Here is a 17,272-nt window from a genome sequence, read left to right as displayed (position 1 = left end):
GGCGTATCCGTTCTCCGCTCGTCTCGCGCTGCGACAATCATCCGTCGAGCCCGAGATTCTTGAGGCCTTCATTGAGCTGGCGCAGCCGCTCGGCATCCTTGGCGACCGCCTGGCGGGCGTCGGTCGTGGCACCGAGCGCCTTGTCGCGATCGCCCATCACAAGATAGGCGCGCACCAGGCGCAGCCAACCCTCGACGTCGTCGCCATTCTGCTTGAGACGCGTGGCAAGACGCTCGACCATGCCGCGGATCATCGCATTGCGATCGCCGTCGTTCATCTCCTTGGATGCCGCGATGGTCTCGTCGGACAGCGCCGGCATCGTCACGCCGCCACCGCCGACCCGTGCCAGCGAGGTCTGCACCAGCGGCCGCCACGGCGCATCCGCCGGTGCCTTCGCCAGCAGTGCGCGCCAGATATTGGTCGCGTCATCCTTGCGCCCGTCCTGCTCGGCGGCGAGGCCGAGGAAATAGTTGGCCTTGGGATCGTCGGCGCTCAGCGCATGCGCGCGCTCGAACTCGACCTTGGCCTCCGCTGTCACCACGCCATTGGCAGCGGCCGTGATCGCCTCACCGAGATCGGCGCGACGCTCCGGGCTCTCGCCATTGTAGGTGATCGAATTGCGATAGGCGCGCACGGCCTCGTCGAAGCGGCCGAGTCGCTCCAGCACCGGCGCCAGCACGTTCCAGCCGCGGCCGTCGGTTGGATTTTTCTCCAGATGCTGCTGAACCTGCACGACGAGGTTCTCGAGCGACTGCGCCATGCCGGGCTCGGCGCCGCGCTGCCGCTGCGCCAGCGGGAAATCACGAAGCGCAGGCGAGCCGAGCGGGACATAGATCGCGGCCGCCACCAAGGGCAGGCCGACGAGCGCCAGAACGGATGCCGCACGGCGCCATTTCAGGCTGGAATTCGGCGCGAGTGCGGGCTCGCTACTATCAGCGGCGAGCAGCCTGCGGCTGATCTCGATGCGTGCGGCCTCGGCTTCCGGCGCGGCGATCAATCCGGCGGCAAGGTCACGCTCGATCTCGGCCAGCTGGTCCTTGTAGACCGCGACCTCGCTGCCTTGATTGTCAGGACGCCCGCCACGCCCGAGCGGCCAGAGCACGGCGAATATCGCCGCGACCGTCATCAGCGCGAACACGAACCATAGCGTCATCAGGCAAGCTTCCGGTGGCGCGCGAACCGCGCCTCTATGTGGCTTTACACCACGGCCGGATGATGCGGCAATTGACAATTGTCAATTCAGCGCGAGCGTCCGCGGTCCCGAAACGGTGAAAATCCAACAGCTTAGCCGATCTCGAAGTCCGCGCTCTGAGCGGCGTCCTCGCCGTGCCCGTTGAAGGCCCTGAGGAAGTATGTTCCCGGCTCGATGGCCTCAGGCAATCTGATCCGCAGCGCTCCGACGGGAACTGGCGATGCGACCCGGGTGACCGTGTCCGACAGTTGCCGACCGCTCGCCTTTTCGACGAGCACCACCTTCGCGCCGACCATCAGCCTCTGATATTTGGCGACAATAACGCGGTTCTCGATTTCAATGGAGCTGATAATGGGTTTCATGCGCCCACAAATAGAAAGTCCAAAACTTGCACGGCGACCGTAGGGCTCGCGGCCGGCACCGTCAACCACAAATTGTAGCTACGAAAAAATACGCCTGAATCAGCTTGCGCGCGTCGATTTGCGTTCGCCGGTCGCTGCGTTTTCCGCGGCGCGGCTCATCAGCGAGGCGTAATCGTCGCCGAACAGCACCTGGCAGAAGCGGATCGCGGCCTGCACCTGCTGCTGCCGGTAGGCGCGGACCTTGTGATCTGCGCCGCGCAGCGACTGCACCGCCTGCTCGGTCGAGCGTTCGACATATTGCTGGAGGTCGGAATAGGTGCGCAGCGTCACCTCGTTGATCGCGAGTTCGCTGGCATAGTTGCGACAGGTCGCGACGAAGTCGATCAGCGCCACGGTTTCCTCGACCTCGGTGGTGTCGATGCGTGCTCCGGGCGGAATGTCCTTTTCGGGACGCTGACGCAGAATACGGCGAACCCGGCCGGGAACGCTGTCGATCTCCGACTGCAGGGCATTGGAGATGTCGGCCCGGATCGAGGTCAGCTGCTTGCCCCAGGTGGAGTCGTTGCGCAGGTCGAGCTCGGTGCGCAGGCCGCGCACGCCGTCATGCAGCGTCTTCAGATTGTCGGCGACGGTCTCGAAATGGCCGCGCTTGATGTCCATGCGCAGATTGGCGGCAACGCGGGACAAATCGTGCAGCGCCATCGTGACGGCAACTCCATACGGGGTCGCCGCGACACGGATCTCGTCGTCGGACGCGGCGATCTTGATGGCGAGGCGAATGATCTGCCACGGCGCGGTCATGCGCTGGACCACCACGGACAGCGCAAAGGGCAGCATCTGCGGCGTCTGCAGCGCGGGAATGTTGAGCGCAGCAGTCACCGAGGCGATCTGGGGATCGCCGAACGCACGCAGGAAGCGCGGCAGCTTTTCATTGAGCGTGCCCAGGGCCTCGCGGACGGAGAGCACCGCCCCGATCGAATAGAGGTCTTCGATCACGTTGGGCGGGCCGACACGGGCAAGTGCACGCGACTTGTCGCCGCCGCCCGGCCCCGTCAGCTCGAAGATGGCGTCCGCGGCCACGGCCTGAAGCTTGAGCGTCAGCGCCTCGACCTGTCCTGAACTGTCTGTCGCCGGCATGCGCGCCAGCGCCGCCTCGAATTCGCTGATCTTGTCGGGGGCACCGTCGCGGCCGAGCCATTGCCAGATCGGATGCAGGGAGGAGCGGCGGATCTGGCCGACCCTGATTGGCGCGCCGGCTTCGACCAGGAACGGTTCCACGATCTGGAACAGCAGCCGTGACAGATCATCGGTTCGCGGCGGCGTGGCTTCGTCGGCTTCGACCTTGCGCACGATCTTGCGCAGCTGCTCGAGCACGAGGGTGGCGACAGCCGTGTCCTGACCGCGCTCGAGCGCACGCTCGAACTCCCGCATCAGCAGCGCTTGCGCCTGCGGCGGGAGCTGCGCGAGATATTCCCTCAGCCGCTCGATCGATGTCTGGCTCATGCGCCCGGGTAATGCACGGTAAAGTGGCGGACGTAGGATGCGTCCGCGCCGATCATAGGTTGGCGCGCCTTAAGAAGCCGTTGAGGAAGTCGCTCCGAAACCCCAGGGTTTCCACCGGAAGTCCAAATAATCGTGCCAAATCAGAGGATTAAATTCCCGGCAGCACCAGCTCGGCCCGCAGCCCCCCGATCGGGGCGCTGCCAAGCGAGAGGCTGCCGCCATAGAGCGCGGCAAGGTCGGTTACGATCGACAGACCGAGCCCGGAGCCCGGCTTCGACTCATCGAGCCGCTGGCCGCGCCGGGAGACCTGGGCCCGCTCGGCTTCGGACAGGCCGCGGCCGTCATCATCGACGATCAGCCGCAGCCTGGGGCCGGCGCCCGCCTCGGCCGGAGCTTCGACCAGGACCTCGATGAAGACGCGCGAGGCCGCCCATTTGCAGGCGTTGTCGACCAGATTGCCGACCATCTCCTCCAGATCCTGGCGCTCGCCGCGGAATTTCGCCGCCGGATCGGCCTTGGCCTCGACCACGATGCCGCGGCCGCGATGGATCTTCTCCATGGTCCGCCGCAGCGCTTCGATGGCGGGGGCGACCTCGGTCACGGTGCCGACGATCGAGACCCTCGCCGCGATGCGGGCCCGCTCCAGATGATGCGCAAGCTGGCTGCGCATCACGTCCGCCTGCTCCATCACCTTGGCCGCGAACGGATCGGCCGCGTGCGTTCCGGCTTCGTTGACGATCACGGACAGCGGCGTCTTGATCGCATGGGCGAGATTGCCGACATGGGTGCGGGCGCGCTCGACGATCTCCCTGTTGGCATCGATCAGCGCGTTGGTCTCGCGCGCGAGCGGCGCGATCTCGACCGGGAATTCGCCCTCGAGCCGCTCCGCCCGGCCCGAACGGATGTCGGCGATAGCCTCCGAGATGCGCTTGAGCGGTGCGAGACCGAAGCGAACCTGGAATACGGTGGTCAGCAGCAGCACGATGCCGAGTGCGGTGAAAGTGCCGCCGAGATAGTAGTCGAAGCTGCGGGTCTCGTCGAAGATCTCGGTGGAATCGCCGGCGACGCTGACGAGATATTTGCCGTCGGCGCCGAGATCGACCGGACGCTCGACCATGCGTAGATTCTGGCCCTCCGGCCCGTCGACATAAGCGAGGCGAATGCCGGCGGCCGTGAGCTCGACGCCCTGATCTTCCAGCTTCGGCAGCTTCTTGTCCCACAGCGAGCGCGAGGAGCGCACCTCCGGCTTCTCGGTGTCGGTGCGCGTGATCTGCCAGTACCAGCCGGACAGCGGCAGCTCGAACAGGGGCTCGCCGAGCGACTGGAACTGGCGATCCGGCGGCTCGTCGGGGGTGGCGACCTCGGCAATGAGTGTGCGCAGATAAAGGTTGAGACGGCGGTCGAAAGCCCGCTCGGTCGCATTCTTGTAGACCGACGACAGCACCACGCCTGTGATGGCGAGGATCACCACGAGCCAGGCGGTCGCCGACAGGAACAGTCGGTTGGCAAGCGAGCTGGCGGGCATCGGAATGATCCCGGTGGCGCGAGGTGGCAGGGCGTCGGCGGTCATTTCAGGACCAAGGCCCGTGTCGGGCCGCCCGTCAAGCCCACACCCCTCAGGCGCCGGGGGCCGGCGGCGGGGTCAGGAGATAGCCGAGGCCGCGGACGGTCTGGATGATGTCGACGTCGAGCTTCTTGCGGATGCGGCCGACAAAGACCTCAATCGTGTTGGAGTCGCGGTCAAAATCCTGGTCGTAGAGGTGCTCGACCAGCTCGGTGCGCGATACTACGCGGCCGGAATGGTGCATGAGGTAGGCCAGAAGCCGATATTCGTGCGAGGTCATCTTCACGGGATTGCCCGACACGCTGACCCGGCCGGTGCGGGTGTCGAGCGTGACAGGTCCGCAAGAGAGCTCGCTCTGGGCATGGCCGGTCGAACGGCGCAGCAGCGCGCGGATCCGCGCCAGCACCTCCTCCAGATGGAACGGTTTCGGCACGTAATCATCGGCGCCGGCATCGAAGCCCTGCACCTTGTCGCTCCAGCGGTCGCGCGCGGTGAGGATCAAAACCGGCATGGTGCGGCCGTTGCGGCGCCAGGCCTCCAGCACCGAGATGCCGTCCTTCTTGGGCAGGCCGATATCGAGCACCACGGCGTCGTATGGTTCGTTGTCGCCGAGATAATGCCCCTCTTCCCCGTCGAACGCGCGGTCGACGACGTAGCCGGCGTCCGTCAGCGCCTTGGTGAGCTGGCGATTGAGATCAGGGTCGTCCTCAACAACAAGCAGGCGCACGCTTCTCTCCAGAAATAGACCGCACGATCGATCGCCAGAGATGATCAATTCCGGCGTGAACTGAATATGAACACAGGGAACTGTGAGCGTTACTTTTTGGTCATATACGATGTGTTCGCGACGAATGCGACAGCGCCCGCCATGCTGCCGGACGAGCCGGCAGCATGGCGGGCGCAATGTGCCGCTGACCGCGGCTATTCGGAAGGTCCTCCCTTCCTGATTGATTTGCCCTTCAGCTCTCCGTCAGGTCCGGAAGAACACGAACCAGATAACGGCGAGGATTAGGATCGCGAGCCCGGTCGAAATGGCGAGCAGCGCGGCCACGGAGGGCCCGGGTTCGGCCTGGCGCGCCTCGGTGGCCGTTTCAACGATCTGATCGTGCTCTCGCGTGGCTGCCATGGTGACCTCAAATCTCCGGATGTCGCCTCCGATGACCGCGACCTCCTCGCGGCCCTGCGTCCCGAGCCAACGCCCGATCCGATTTGATGTTCCGGTTTTTAGAGCTGGATCGGCCCAAACCGCTGGGGTGAGCGACTGGTTAACGCAGTTGCAAGATTCCGAGACAAGGCGTGTATGATTCGCTGTTCCCCGATGGTATCCTCATAGGTCTGTCCCTGTTGCGTTTGGAGTAGCCCATGGCCCCCCGCGCCAATTGGAAGGGTTTTCTGCGTCTCTCGCTCGTGACCTGCCCGGTCGCGCTGTATCCGGCCACGTCGGATACCGAGAAGGTCTCGTTCAACCAGATCAATCGCAAGACCGGCCATCGGATCAAATATCTGAAGGTCGATGCCGAGACCGGTGACGAGGTGACCTCCGAGGACATCGTCAAGGGCTACAAGGTCGATACCGACACCTACATCGAGGTCACCAAGGACGAGCTCGACGATATCGCACTGGACTCGACCCACACGATCGATATCGATGAATTCGTGCCGAAGGCCGACATCGACAACCGCTACCTGATCCGCCCCTATTACCTCGTGCCCGACGGCAAGGTCGGCCACGACGCCTATGCGGTGATCCGTGAGACCATTCGCAGCATGGACAAGGTCGCGATCGGCCGCGTCGTCCTGACCAACCGCGAGCACATCATTGCGCTGGAGCCGCTCGAGAGCGGGCTGATGGGCACGCTGCTGCGCTACCCCTATGAGGTGCGCAGCGAGACCGAGTATTTCGACGACATCCAGGACGTGAAGCTGACCAAGGACATGCTCGACCTCGCCAAGCACATCGTCGAGAAGAAGTCTGGCGCGTTCGAGCCCGAACTGTTCGAAGATCATTACGAGACCGCGCTGATCGATCTCATCAACAAGAAGCGCGCCGGCACGCCGATCGCGGCCAAGTCCACGCCGAAGAGCGGCGGCAACGTCATCAATCTGATGGACGCGTTGAAAAAGAGCCTCGCGAACGAGAAGGAGGCGGCGCCCGCAGCGAAGGTCGCCAAAGACACCGCCAAGGAAACGGCAAAGGAAACGGCAAAGGCCAAGAAGCCGAAGAAGCGCGTCGAGGGCCAGCGCGAGATGCTGCTGCCGATCTCCGGCAAGGGCGGCAAGGACGCAGCGGCCAAGGAAGCCGCACCGAAGAAGGCCGACAAGCCGGTGCGCGCGACCACGACACGGACCAAGAAGGCCGGCTGACCGCATCACATCGACGGCCGCGCCGTGACGTCTTCCCTTTCCGATCGAGCGGCCTGACATGCCCTGGTCGACGCCGTTCGCCGATCCGATCGGGATGCGCGGCGGACGCAGCCTGCGCACGCTGCAGGAGGCCGCCGACTTCATCATGCGGCTGCCCGAGGACGAGCAGCAGGAGCCGCGCTGGCAGACTGCAATCGAGATGCTGATCAACGCGGCGGAGACCGGCGGCGGCTGGTTGCTATTCGCCCGCATCGGCATGCTGCGCGCGCTGAATGCAGACGGCAGGCGCTGACGCGCCGCCACCGGTATGCTTGCCGACCGGTTGACGAACAGCCTCAACAATCCCTTAAGCCGCCGGGTCATTTCTCGCGCGTGGCGCCAACTCGCCGCACCGGGTATTCCTACGGGATACGAAATTAACCGCTGATTGCCTTTGCGCACACCATGGTTCGCCATCGACTGAGCCAGGGTTCGCACCTCCGTGCCGCAGCAGGACGCCAGGAAGAACTACATCGGCCTCGTGAGTGACACGGCCGAGGAAGAACGCATCGCCGATACGGTGGTGCGGGCGCGGTCGCTTGTCATCAGCGATCTGTTCGGGCGCCTCGCCGCAGCGCTCGGACGCCCGCGCAAGGATGCGCCGGGACACACCGCCAGCTGAGGCTGGCTGCTTCCGCTCATTTGAAGTGGATAATGAAACCTTCGTTTAACGGCTGTTACGTTAAGACACGGCAGGCTGGCTCGGCCGGACCTGCAATTTGATGCGCGCAATGCGCCTCATCGATCGCTTTACCAGTTTGATAACGACGCGCGCCTACATTGGACCGGATGAACAGGAGTTGGCGATGATTGTGATCAGGTCGTTTCTTGCCGATGAGAAGGGTGCCACCGCGATCGAGTATGGCCTGATCGCCGCCGGTATCGCGCTCGCCATCGTCACAGTCGTGACCAACACGGGCAGCGTCCTCCTGAGCAACAAGTTCAACTCGATCAGCGCGGCCACGAAGTAACGCCACGCCTCATCCTCAAGTATCGTCATTGCTGGCCACCCGGTCGCGCAAGGCGCGGCCCCATTGGCTCGTAATAAGTAGCCGATCTCGCGGACCATGATCTGAGTCAAGCCCGTCGAGGCGACGGCAGTTAAGCATGACGGACCCAGCTTCCCGCGGTCCGATCATGAATTCCAATCCCCCACCCTCCCAGCTCAAGACATGCCGCGTCCATCTCGATACGGGCCGCGAGAACGTCGTGGTCGTTTCCAGGCGGTCGAAGGCGCTGCGGGCCGACATCTTTCGCGGCTTCAGTCGCGTCGAGCTGCGTCTCGACGACAAGACAATGCTCGCGACGCTGCTCATCACCGATGACGATGCCTTGGCAGCCCCGGACGAGATCGGCCTTTCCGAGCCCGCGTTCCATCGCTTCGGCAAGCCGGTCGGCACCCTGGTCACGGTCGCGCCGGCCGCGCCGCCGGAAAGCCTCGAGGCGGTGCGCGCCAAGATCCGGGGTCAAACGCTCGATAAGGCGGAGATCGGCGCGATCATCAACGACCTTGCCCATTTTCGTTATTCCGACATGGAGATCGCCGCCTTCCTGATCGGCTCGGCGAGCTTCATCACCACTGACGAACTTCTCGCGCTCACGGGCGCCATGGCCCAGGCCGGCACCCAGCTGGTGTGGCCCGACCCGATCGTTGTCGACAAGCACTGCGTCGGCGGCATTCCCGGCAACCGCACCTCGATGGTCGTGGTGCCGATCGTCGCCGCTCATGGCCTGCCGATCCCGAAGACCTCCTCGCGCGCCATCACCTCGCCGGCGGGAACGGCCGACACGATGGAGGTGCTGGCGCGGGTGAATGTCGGCGTCGAGGAAATGAAGTCGATTGTCTCCTCCTGCAACGGATGTCTGATCTGGGGCGGGCACGTGAACCTGTCGCCGGCCGACGACGTGCTGATCTCGGTCGAGCGCCCGCTCAGCCTGGACACGCGCGAGCAAATGGTCGCCTCGATCATGTCCAAGAAGATCGCGGCGGGCTCGACGCATCTGTTGATCGACATTCCGGTCGGGCCGACCGCGAAGGTCACCACCGCCATCGACGCGATGCGGCTGCGAAAGCTGTTCGAATTCGTCGGTGACCGGTTCGGCCGCTCGGTCGAGGTGATCACGACCGACGGCCGCCAGCCGATCGGCAACGGCATCGGCCCGGTGCTCGAGGCCAACGATGTGATGGCCGTGCTCAGCAACGAGGCGGATGCGCCGCACGATCTGCGCGAGAAGTCGCTACGCCTCGCCGCCCATCTCCTGGAATACGATCCGAAGCTGCGTGGCGGCGCCGGCTATGCCCGCGCGCGCGAACTGCTGGAGAGCGGCGCCGCGCTGAAGCAGATGCAGAAGATCATCGACGCCCAGGGCCCCTCGAAATGCAGCACCGAGCTCGGGCCCATCAGCTTCGACGTCAAGGCGGCACATGACGGCGTGGTGTCCACGATCGACTGCCTGCGACTGAACCGCCTCGCCCGCACCGCGGGTGCGCCGCTCGACAAGGGCGCCGGCATCCGCCTGTTCAAGAAGATCGGCGATCGCGTCGAACAGGGTGAGCCGCTCTATCGTGTCTACACGTTCGACGGACCCGAGCATGATCTGGCGGCCGCGGCCGCCCGGCAGGAGACCGGGTACGTCCTCAACGGTCATGAGGCCCTCCAGGGCAGGACGCAGTCGTGAGCACGATCGCGCTTCAGGCCCTGCCCTCCAGCACCGGACCGGCAAAGCGGCTTGCGGCGCGGCTTGGGCTTGCCTGCGACGAGATCGCCCTGCACCGCTTTCCGGACGGCGAACTGCGCGTCACGGTGGCGCCGGCGGCAGACACCACCATCCTGTTTGCCTCGCTCGACCAGCCCAATGACAAGCTGATCGCACTGCTGTTCGCCGCGGAGGCGCTGCGGCGCGATGGCGCCAGGCGCCTGGTGCTGGTCGCGCCCTACCTCTGCTACATGCGGCAGGACATCGCGTTTCATCCGGGCGAAGCTATTAGCCAGGGCGCCATGGGCCGGCTGCTCGCGACGCTGGTGGATCGCGTCGTCACGGTGGACGCTCACTTGCACCGCACGCCCGACATCAGCTCCGTATTTCCGGGCATCGAGGCGGAGAACCTGTCCGCGATGCCGGCGATCGCGGATGCCCTCGCAGCCGATGGCATCGATCCCGCGACGGTTGTGATCGGTCCCGACGCCGAGTCCGAGCCCTGGGTGAACGATCTCGCGGGCCGGCTGCGGCTGCAGCACACGGTGGCGCGCAAGACACGGCACGGCGATCGCTCCGTCGACATCGATTTTGCCGATCCGACGCTGCTATCGGGACGGCCGGCGCTGATGGTCGACGACATCGTGTCCTCGGGAGCCACCTTGATGGTCGCCGCGCGGGCGCTGCGCACGATCGGCGCGACGGCCATCGATGCGGTCGTAACGCACGCGCTGTTTCCGGCCGCGATGGTCAACGCATTCACCGAGGCCGGTATCCGGTCTGTTCGTTCGACCGACAGCGTGTCGCATCCGACCAATGCGATCGCGCTCGATGAGGTTCTCGCCGCCGCCTTGCGGTCCGAACTCGGCACGACACGTTCGCGGGAGACGACGAGATGAGCATCACTATTCGCTTCTGCGGGGCTGCCCGCACCGTGACCGGCTCCAGCTATCTGTTCCAGACCGCCGCTGGCGGCTTCCTGGTCGATTGCGGTCTGTTCCAGGGACAGAAGACGCTCAAGGAGCTCAACTACGGCGCCTTCCCGTTCCGCCCGGCCGATATCCGGACAGTGCTGCTCACACACGCCCATATCGACCACAGCGGCCTGCTTCCGAAGCTCGTGCGCGAAGGCTTTGCCGGACCGATCCTGGCGACGCGTGGCACGATCGACCTTTGCTCCTACATGCTGCCAGACGCCGGCAACATCCAGGAATCCGAAGTTGCGCAGCTCAACCGGCGTAACAAGGCCCGCGGCCGCAAGGAAGTCCAGCCGATCTACACACAGGCCGACGCGATCGCATCGCTCCAGGCGTTTCGCCCGGTCGACTACGAACACTGGATCGACGTGATCCCGGGCGTCCGCGCGCGCTACTGGAACGCCGGACATTTGCTCGGCTCCGCCTCGATCGAGTTCGAAATCACCGAGCAAGGCTCGCCGCGACCGCTTCGCGTGCTGCTCTCCGGCGATGTCGGGCCGGAGGCCAAGCTGCTGCAGCCCGATCCCGAAGCGCCTGTCGACCTCGACTATGTCATCGCCGAATCCACCTATGGCGATCGCGTGCGCGCCGCCACGACGCCTGTGCTCCGCCGGCAGCACCTCGCCGACGAGGTGCGCGAGGCCGCGGCGGCCGGAGGCGCATTGCTGATCCCCGCCTTCGCGGTCGAACGCACCCAGGAGCTGATCGTCGACCTCGTCGACCTGATGGAGCACGGCAAGATTCCGACCGCGCCGATCTTCCTCGATTCCCCGCTGGCGATCCGGGCCACCGAAGTATTCCGCCGCCACGCCGCGAGCCTCGACCCGAGCGTCGACGCCGACCGCCTGCTCAACTCGCCGCATCTCAAATTTACCGAGACCGCGGACGAGAGCAAGGCGATCATGCGGCTCAGCGGATTTCACATCATCATCGCGGCGAGCGGCATGTGCGATGCAGGACGCATCCGCCATCATCTGAAACGCTGGCTCTGGAACGAGCGCGCGACCGTGCTGCTCGCCGGCTTCCAGGCCAGCGGCACGCTCGGCCGCTTTCTGCAGAACGGCGCCAAGGCCGTCCGGATCCAGGGGGAAGAGATCCGGGTGGCGGCGCGGATTCGCACGATCGATGAATATTCGGGGCACGCCGACGGTGCCGGCATGGCTGGCTGGATCGCGGCACGCCGTCCCATTTCCCGCGGGCTGTTCCTGGTCCATGGCGAGGAAAGCGCCATCGCGGGCCTGGCCGAGCGCGTCGCCGAACGCATCATTCCGGCGGCGAAGGTCTACCAGCCGATGCTGGACGACATTTTTGAACTCGCTGCGACCGAACCGCGCGTGATCGACGCAGATCATCGCCGGCGGCTCGCGCCCGAAGCCGTGACTCGTCTCGACTGGCACAACGAGATGTCGGAGCTGGTGCTCGACATCAACGACAGGGTTGGCGCCGCTGCCGACGACCGCGCCCGCGGCGTGATCATCCGGAGATTGAGACGAGCGTTGCAGGAGAACGGATAGGCAGACGCTCGACGCGGTCGGAGCCGGGAGCTCCTTCCCTTGACCCAAGTCAATCCAGTGCCGCGGCGATTGCGCTGGCCGTGCCTTCAAGCCGCCGCTGAGGCCCGCACGAGACGACGCAACGGGTATTTCGATAGTTCCAGCACCACGAGGGAGACGAGTGCGACCACGGCCGTGACGGCGAGATCATCCGCATGCAGAGGACCGAAGCGGAACAGGTCCGCCGCGGCCGGCCACATCAGGCTCAGGGCAAGCATCGCCGTCACGAACATGACGATGATGACGAGCGTGCGGTTCGGCCGGGTAAAGGCTTCGACCAGCGACGTCGAGAACGAGCGGTTGACGAAGATCAGGCTCATGATCACCAGCACCAGCGAGAAGAACGTCAGCGCACGCACCTCGGTTGCCGGCATGCCGTATCGGTTTGCCGTCACCATCACGCCACCGGTGAGGGCCAGCGCAAGGCCCCCCTGCAGCGCCGACCAGACCAGCAGCGATCTTGGCAACAGCGGCTCGTTAGGCGAACGCGGCGGCCGCTGCATGACGTCGCTCTCCTCGGTCTCGGCCTCGAAGACAAGCGAGCAGACGGGATCGATGATCATCTCGAGAAACGCGATGTGAACCGGGCCGAACAACAGCGGCATCCCTGTGACCAGGGGCAATAGAGCAAGTCCGGCGATCGGAACGTGGACCGCGAGGATGAAGCTCATCGCCTTGCGCAGATTGTCGTAGATCCGGCGGCCGAGCCGGATCGCCTTCACGATCGAGCCGAAATCGTCGTCGAGCAGAACGATCGAGGATGCTTCGCGCGCCACGTCGGTGCCGCGACCGCCCATGGCGATGCCGATATGGGCCGCCTTCAGCGAGGGGGCGTCGTTGACGCCGTCGCCCGTCATCGCGACGATCTCGCCGGCCTCCTTGAGCGCATTGACGACGCGCAATTTCTGGGCCGGCGCTATTCGCGCGAAGACGGCGCGTCCCCGCGCCACGCCGGCGAGTTCGGCATCGGCCATGGCTTCGACCTCCGTTCCTGTCACGACACGTTCGGGATCGAGGCCGGCCCGCGTCGCGATCGCCGACGCGGTTGCGGGATAATCGCCTGTTATCATGACCACACGGATGCCTGCGGAGCGGCATTCGGCAATGGCGCCCGTGACCCCGGGCCGCAACGGATCGGCAAAGCCGGTCAAGCCGCAAAAGCGAAAAGGGAAGCCGTGTTGCGTCTCGGGAAGATCGGTCTCCGTCCAGTCGGCCCGCGCCACACCAAGCACACGCAGCCCTTCCCGCGCGAGCATATCGACGCGCGCCTGCAATTCGACCAGCTCTTCCGCGCTCATTCCGCAAAGCATGCCGATCGTCTCGGGTGCGCCCTTGGCCGCGACAACGCAGCCATCGCCACTTCCGCACCACACATTCGACATGGCGAGCAGGTCGGGACGCAGGCCATAGCGCTGCACGAGCCGACGGCCCGCGCTGGCGTCAGAGGCCAGCGAATGCAACGCCTTCTCCATGGGATCGAACGGCTCTCGGACGCAGGCCAGCACGCCGGTCTCGATCAATCGATTGAATGCGGGCGCCGTGCGGGCCGCTTCGTCCGGCGTAGATTGCGTTCCGTCAGGCAGCACCAGGCGCGCAACGGTCATGCGATTTTCCGTCAGCGTGCCGGTCTTGTCGGTGCAGAGCACGGTCGCGGCGCCCAGCGATTCAATCGCCGAAGCGCGCCGCGTCAACACACGCGCCTGGGAGATACGCCAGGCGCCCATGGCGAGGAACACGGTCAGGACAACAGGGAATTCCTCCGGGAGCATCGCCATGCCGAGCGCGATGCCGGCAAGCACGCCGTCCAGCCAGCCGCCGCGATAGAGCCCATAAAGAAGAATGGTCAACCCGATCACGAAGGCGCTGGCGACGGCGAATGTCGCCACCAGCCGCGTGGTCTGTTGTTGCAGGCGGGGCGCTTCCGTCGCCAGCGAATGCAGCGATTGTCCGATCTTGCCGATCTCGCTCAGGACGCCGGTCGAGGTCACTTCGGCCATCCCGCTGCCGCGAACCACCAGCGTGCCGGAGAACACGAATGGTTGGTCGTCGCCGCCGGCATGCGGCGCTATCGATGTTTCGGCTGAGGGTGAGGCCTGCTTTCTGACCGGAACCGATTCCCCCGTCAGCAGCGATTCATCCAGCAGGAGATCGATGCATCGAAGGACCGTAGCATCAGCTGCCACGCGATCCCCCTCCGAGAGCACGATCAGGTCGCCGCGAGCGACCTCGCGCCCGGGAATACGGAGGCGTTCGCCGTCGCGGATGACGAGTGCGCGCGGGCTGGTCAGATCGCGCAACGCGTCGAGAACGCGCTCCGTGCGCGCCTCCTGCACGACCGTGATGACGATCGAGATCGACGCGAACGCAAGAAGCAGCAAGGCCTCGCCAAGATCGCCCAGAACGAAGTAGATCAGGCCGCCCGCAAGCAGCAATAGCAGCATGGGCTCGCGCAGCACCTCGATGATGAGGCGCAGGATCGTCCGCCGGCCCGCGCGGGGCAGCTCGTTGAAGCCTTCGGCCTTCAGCCGGGCCTGCGCTTCGGATGCGGTCAGCCCCTGCATCGCCGACGATCTCATGGAGGTTCCTGGAAGCGTGATGAGCACGCGTCATCTCATCACCACCGTCATCATGCCATGCTGCAACCAGCTACCGGCTTGACGTGGGTCAAACGTTCCAGGCGACATAGCGACATCCCGCCTGCTCCCATTTCCGTCAACTTTGACGGCCATGTCACTGCTGATATTCTTCCCGGCGCGGCTCGATGAGCCCGACCTGTCAATCGTTGAAGCAAGGCTGTTTGAATGATGCTGACGAGACGCGTGTTGCTCCTGGCTATCGGCCTCATCTTGGTCGGCGCCTGGTCACAGCAGAGCGCGAGAGCACAGAATTCGGCGACGCCGCCGGTTTCGTTGGCTCCGCCCAACGCTTCGCCACCGCATGCAGGGGCCAAGAACGCCAAGCCCAGGAGGGAGCCGGCGATGGTCACCAACGATGGCCGCGCGCCGGGCGGAGAGCCTCCACTGCCGGTGATCGGCAGACCCGCGGCATTGCCGAACCCGGCCGCCGATTATGATGGCTTCAGTGCCGGCACCGACGATGACGCACCGAGCCAGGTGACGCCGCCGGTCAGGTCGCGCGCCGCGAAGGGCGCCAGTCGGGATGCTGATGGCCTCGATGCGCAGTCATCGATCGATCAGGAAGACGAAGCGTTGAAGCGCAAGCTGACGATTTGCAAGAACTGCAAATAGGATGGCCGGCATCTCGCTGCATGGCTGACCTACCGCGAACATCTCTCGCCGCACTTTACCGTCTCCCCGATTCCTGATCCTCTCTCCCCAACAGCCGGAGCAACCGGCCATGCCAGGGAGAGAGACGCCATGAAGCTCGGCACCGCCATTGCGGAAATCATGCGGCGCGAGGGGATCGAGATCCTCTGCGGTTATCCCGTCAACCATCTGATCGAGCACGCGGCCAAGGCCGAGATCCGTCCTGTGATGGTGCGCCAGGAGCGCGTCGGCGTGCACATGGCGGACGCGATCTCACGCGTCACCTCCGGGCGCACGATCGGAGCGTTCTGCATGCAGCACGGCCCCGGCGCCGAGAACGCGATGGGTGGCGTCGCGCAGTGCTTTGGCGAATCCGTTCCCGTGCTGGTGCTGCCGATGGGCTATCAGCGCCGGCTTGCGCATATCGAGCCGAACTTCAATTCCAGCGAGGCGATGAAGCCGTTCGCGAAATCGTCCGAGCCGATCATCCTGGCCGCCGAGGTCGCCAACATCTTCCGACGCGCCTTCACCAAATTGAAGAACGGCCGCGGCGGACCCGTCATCGTCGAAATTCCCTCCGACATGTGGAATGAGGAGGTGCCGGAGCCACTGAACTACACACCGGTGCTGCGCACCCGTTACGGCGCCGACCCCGTGCATGTGAGGGAAGCGGCTGCGCTGCTCACGGGCGCCAAGCGTCCGGTCATCTATGCCGGCCAGGGCGTGCATTATGCGCAGGCGTGGCCGCAATTGAAACGGCTGGCGGAACGGCTGGCCATTCCCGTCACCACCAGCCTGGGGGGCAAATCGTCATTCCCTGAGACGCATCCGCTCTCGCTTGGCTCCGGTGGCCTCGCCGTGCCGCGCGCGGTGCCAAAATTCCTTGGTGAGGCCGACGTCATCTTCGGGATCGGCTGCTCCTTCACCGAGACCAGCTTCGGCATCGCGATGCCGAAGGGCAAGACCATCATCCACTCCACACTCGATCCGAACCATCTCAACAAGGATGTGGAAGCCAAGATCGGCCTCGTCGGCGATGCCGGTCTCGTGCTCGATGCATTGCTGGAGGAGATCAGCAAGACCGTCACTGCCGACCGTGATGCGTCGGCGGTCGCGGCCGAGATCGCAGCCTCGCACAAAGAGTGGCTGGCGAAATGGATGCCGAAACTCACCAGCAACGACGCGCCGCTCAGTCCCTACCGCGTGCTGTGGGACCTGCAGCACACGGTCGATATCGACAACACCATCATCACTCATGATGCCGGCAGCCCGCGCGATCAGCTCTCGCCGTTCTGGAAGGCGGTGACGCCCCTCTCCTATCTCGGCTGGGGCAAGACCACGCAGCTCGGCTACGGCCTTGGGCTCGCGATGGGCGCTAAGCTCGCCAAGCCCGATAAGCTCTGCATCAACGTCTGGGGCGATGCGGCCATTGGTTTCACCGGCATGGACTTCGAGACCGCGGTGCGCGAGCGCATTCCGATCATGTCGATCCTGCTTAACAATTTCTCGATGGCGATCGAGCTGAAGGTGATGCCGATCTCGACCGAGAAGTATCGCTCGACCGACATTTCGGGCGACTATGCCGCAATGGCGCGCGCCTTCGGCGGCTATGGCGAACGCGTGACGAAGCCGGAGGACATCATCCCCGCGATCAAGCGCGGCATTCAGAAGACCAGGGAAGGCGTGCCGGTGCTGCTGGAGTTCATCACCAGCAAGGAGACCGAGGTGTCGCGGCCGGGGACGTGAGCCTACAGG

General features: G+C 65.0%; 16 protein-coding genes. 9 read left to right on the top strand and 7 right to left on the bottom strand.

From position 1 onward, the window contains the following. Positions 1–37 precede the first annotated feature (37 nt). The 6 genes from ccmI to Q0687_RS02255 all read right to left on the bottom strand — a co-directional run bounded on the left by ccmI (position 38) and on the right by Q0687_RS02255 (position 5,747). Complete coding sequence (gene ccmI / locus Q0687_RS02280; protein ID WP_298871691.1) at positions 38–1,153, bottom strand: c-type cytochrome biogenesis protein CcmI; 1,116 nt, start codon at positions 1,151–1,153, stop codon at positions 38–40. 131 nt (positions 1,154–1,284) lie between these two features. Beyond that, the gene (locus Q0687_RS02275; protein ID WP_298871727.1) at positions 1,285–1,554 is read right to left on the bottom strand and encodes a hypothetical protein; all 270 of its coding nucleotides are present in this window, start codon (positions 1,552–1,554) and stop codon (positions 1,285–1,287) included. Positions 1,555–1,653: 99 nt separating this feature from the next. Then, positions 1,654–3,057 carry a hypothetical protein gene (locus Q0687_RS02270; protein WP_298871688.1) on the bottom strand — a complete coding sequence of 468 codons (1,404 nt, stop codon included), beginning with the start codon at positions 3,055–3,057 and terminating at the stop codon, positions 1,654–1,656. Positions 3,058–3,205: 148 nt separating this feature from the next. After that, positions 3,206–4,582 carry a sensor histidine kinase gene (locus tag Q0687_RS02265; RefSeq protein ID WP_298871686.1) on the bottom strand — a complete coding sequence of 459 codons (1,377 nt, stop codon included), beginning with the start codon at positions 4,580–4,582 and terminating at the stop codon, positions 3,206–3,208. 91 nt (positions 4,583–4,673) lie between these two features. Beyond that, a complete protein-coding gene (locus Q0687_RS02260) occupies positions 4,674–5,348 on the bottom strand; it encodes a response regulator transcription factor (RefSeq protein ID WP_014496705.1) in 675 nt (224 codons plus the stop codon). Positions 5,349–5,591: 243 nt separating this feature from the next. Further along, a complete protein-coding gene (locus tag Q0687_RS02255; protein ID WP_298871664.1) occupies positions 5,592–5,747 on the bottom strand; it encodes a hypothetical protein in 156 nt (51 codons plus the stop codon). Between the two features lie 236 nt (positions 5,748–5,983). On the opposite strand from Q0687_RS02255, the gene Q0687_RS02250 reads away from it, so the two are divergent. The 7 genes from Q0687_RS02250 to Q0687_RS02220 all read left to right on the top strand — a co-directional run bounded on the left by Q0687_RS02250 (position 5,984) and on the right by Q0687_RS02220 (position 12,212). Beyond that, positions 5,984–6,985, top strand: coding sequence for a Ku protein (locus Q0687_RS02250; RefSeq protein WP_298871661.1), 1,002 nt, complete (start codon positions 5,984–5,986; stop codon positions 6,983–6,985). Between the two features lie 58 nt (positions 6,986–7,043). Then, positions 7,044–7,277 carry a hypothetical protein gene (locus Q0687_RS02245; protein ID WP_298871659.1) on the top strand — a complete coding sequence of 78 codons (234 nt, stop codon included), beginning with the start codon at positions 7,044–7,046 and terminating at the stop codon, positions 7,275–7,277. 189 nt (positions 7,278–7,466) lie between these two features. Then, positions 7,467–7,646 carry a hypothetical protein gene (locus Q0687_RS02240; protein WP_298871656.1) on the top strand — a complete coding sequence of 60 codons (180 nt, stop codon included), beginning with the start codon at positions 7,467–7,469 and terminating at the stop codon, positions 7,644–7,646. Positions 7,647–7,830: 184 nt separating this feature from the next. Then, positions 7,831–7,995: a Flp family type IVb pilin gene (locus Q0687_RS02235; protein ID WP_128954967.1), complete on the top strand. Its 165-nt coding sequence runs from the start codon at positions 7,831–7,833 to the stop codon at positions 7,993–7,995. Between the two features lie 166 nt (positions 7,996–8,161). Next, positions 8,162–9,703, top strand: coding sequence for a thymidine phosphorylase family protein (locus Q0687_RS02230; RefSeq protein ID WP_298871725.1), 1,542 nt, complete (start codon positions 8,162–8,164; stop codon positions 9,701–9,703). Then, entirely contained in the window at positions 9,700–10,620 is a 921-nt protein-coding gene (locus Q0687_RS02225) for a ribose-phosphate pyrophosphokinase (protein ID WP_298871643.1), read from the top strand. Before Q0687_RS02230 ends, Q0687_RS02225 begins: the two co-directional genes overlap by 4 nt. Further along, complete coding sequence (locus tag Q0687_RS02220; RefSeq protein WP_298871641.1) at positions 10,617–12,212, top strand: MBL fold metallo-hydrolase; 1,596 nt, start codon at positions 10,617–10,619, stop codon at positions 12,210–12,212. The genes Q0687_RS02225 and Q0687_RS02220 overlap by 4 nt, the downstream gene beginning before the upstream one ends. Positions 12,213–12,298: 86 nt before the next feature. Here Q0687_RS02220 and Q0687_RS02215 read toward each other — a convergent pair whose 3' ends face one another. Beyond that, positions 12,299–14,827 (bottom strand): cation-translocating P-type ATPase, encoded by a 2,529-nt coding sequence (locus Q0687_RS02215; protein ID WP_298871638.1) that lies wholly within the window; start codon positions 14,825–14,827, stop codon positions 12,299–12,301. 402 nt (positions 14,828–15,229) lie between these two features. Between Q0687_RS02215 and Q0687_RS35790 the strand changes: the two genes are divergently transcribed. Next, complete coding sequence (locus tag Q0687_RS35790; RefSeq protein WP_363323917.1) at positions 15,230–15,499, top strand: hypothetical protein; 270 nt, start codon at positions 15,230–15,232, stop codon at positions 15,497–15,499. 69 nt (positions 15,500–15,568) lie between these two features. Beyond that, on the top strand, positions 15,569–17,263 hold the full coding sequence (locus tag Q0687_RS02205; protein WP_298871718.1) for a thiamine pyrophosphate-requiring protein: 1,695 nt from the start codon (positions 15,569–15,571) through the stop codon (positions 17,261–17,263). The last annotated feature ends 9 nt before the right edge of the window (positions 17,264–17,272 follow it).

Source organism: uncultured Bradyrhizobium sp. (assembly GCF_936928535.1).
Classification (GTDB): domain Bacteria; phylum Pseudomonadota; class Alphaproteobacteria; order Rhizobiales; family Xanthobacteraceae; genus Bradyrhizobium.
Note: the sequence above shows the minus strand (reverse complement) of the source record. Positions and strands in the feature narration are given on the sequence as shown.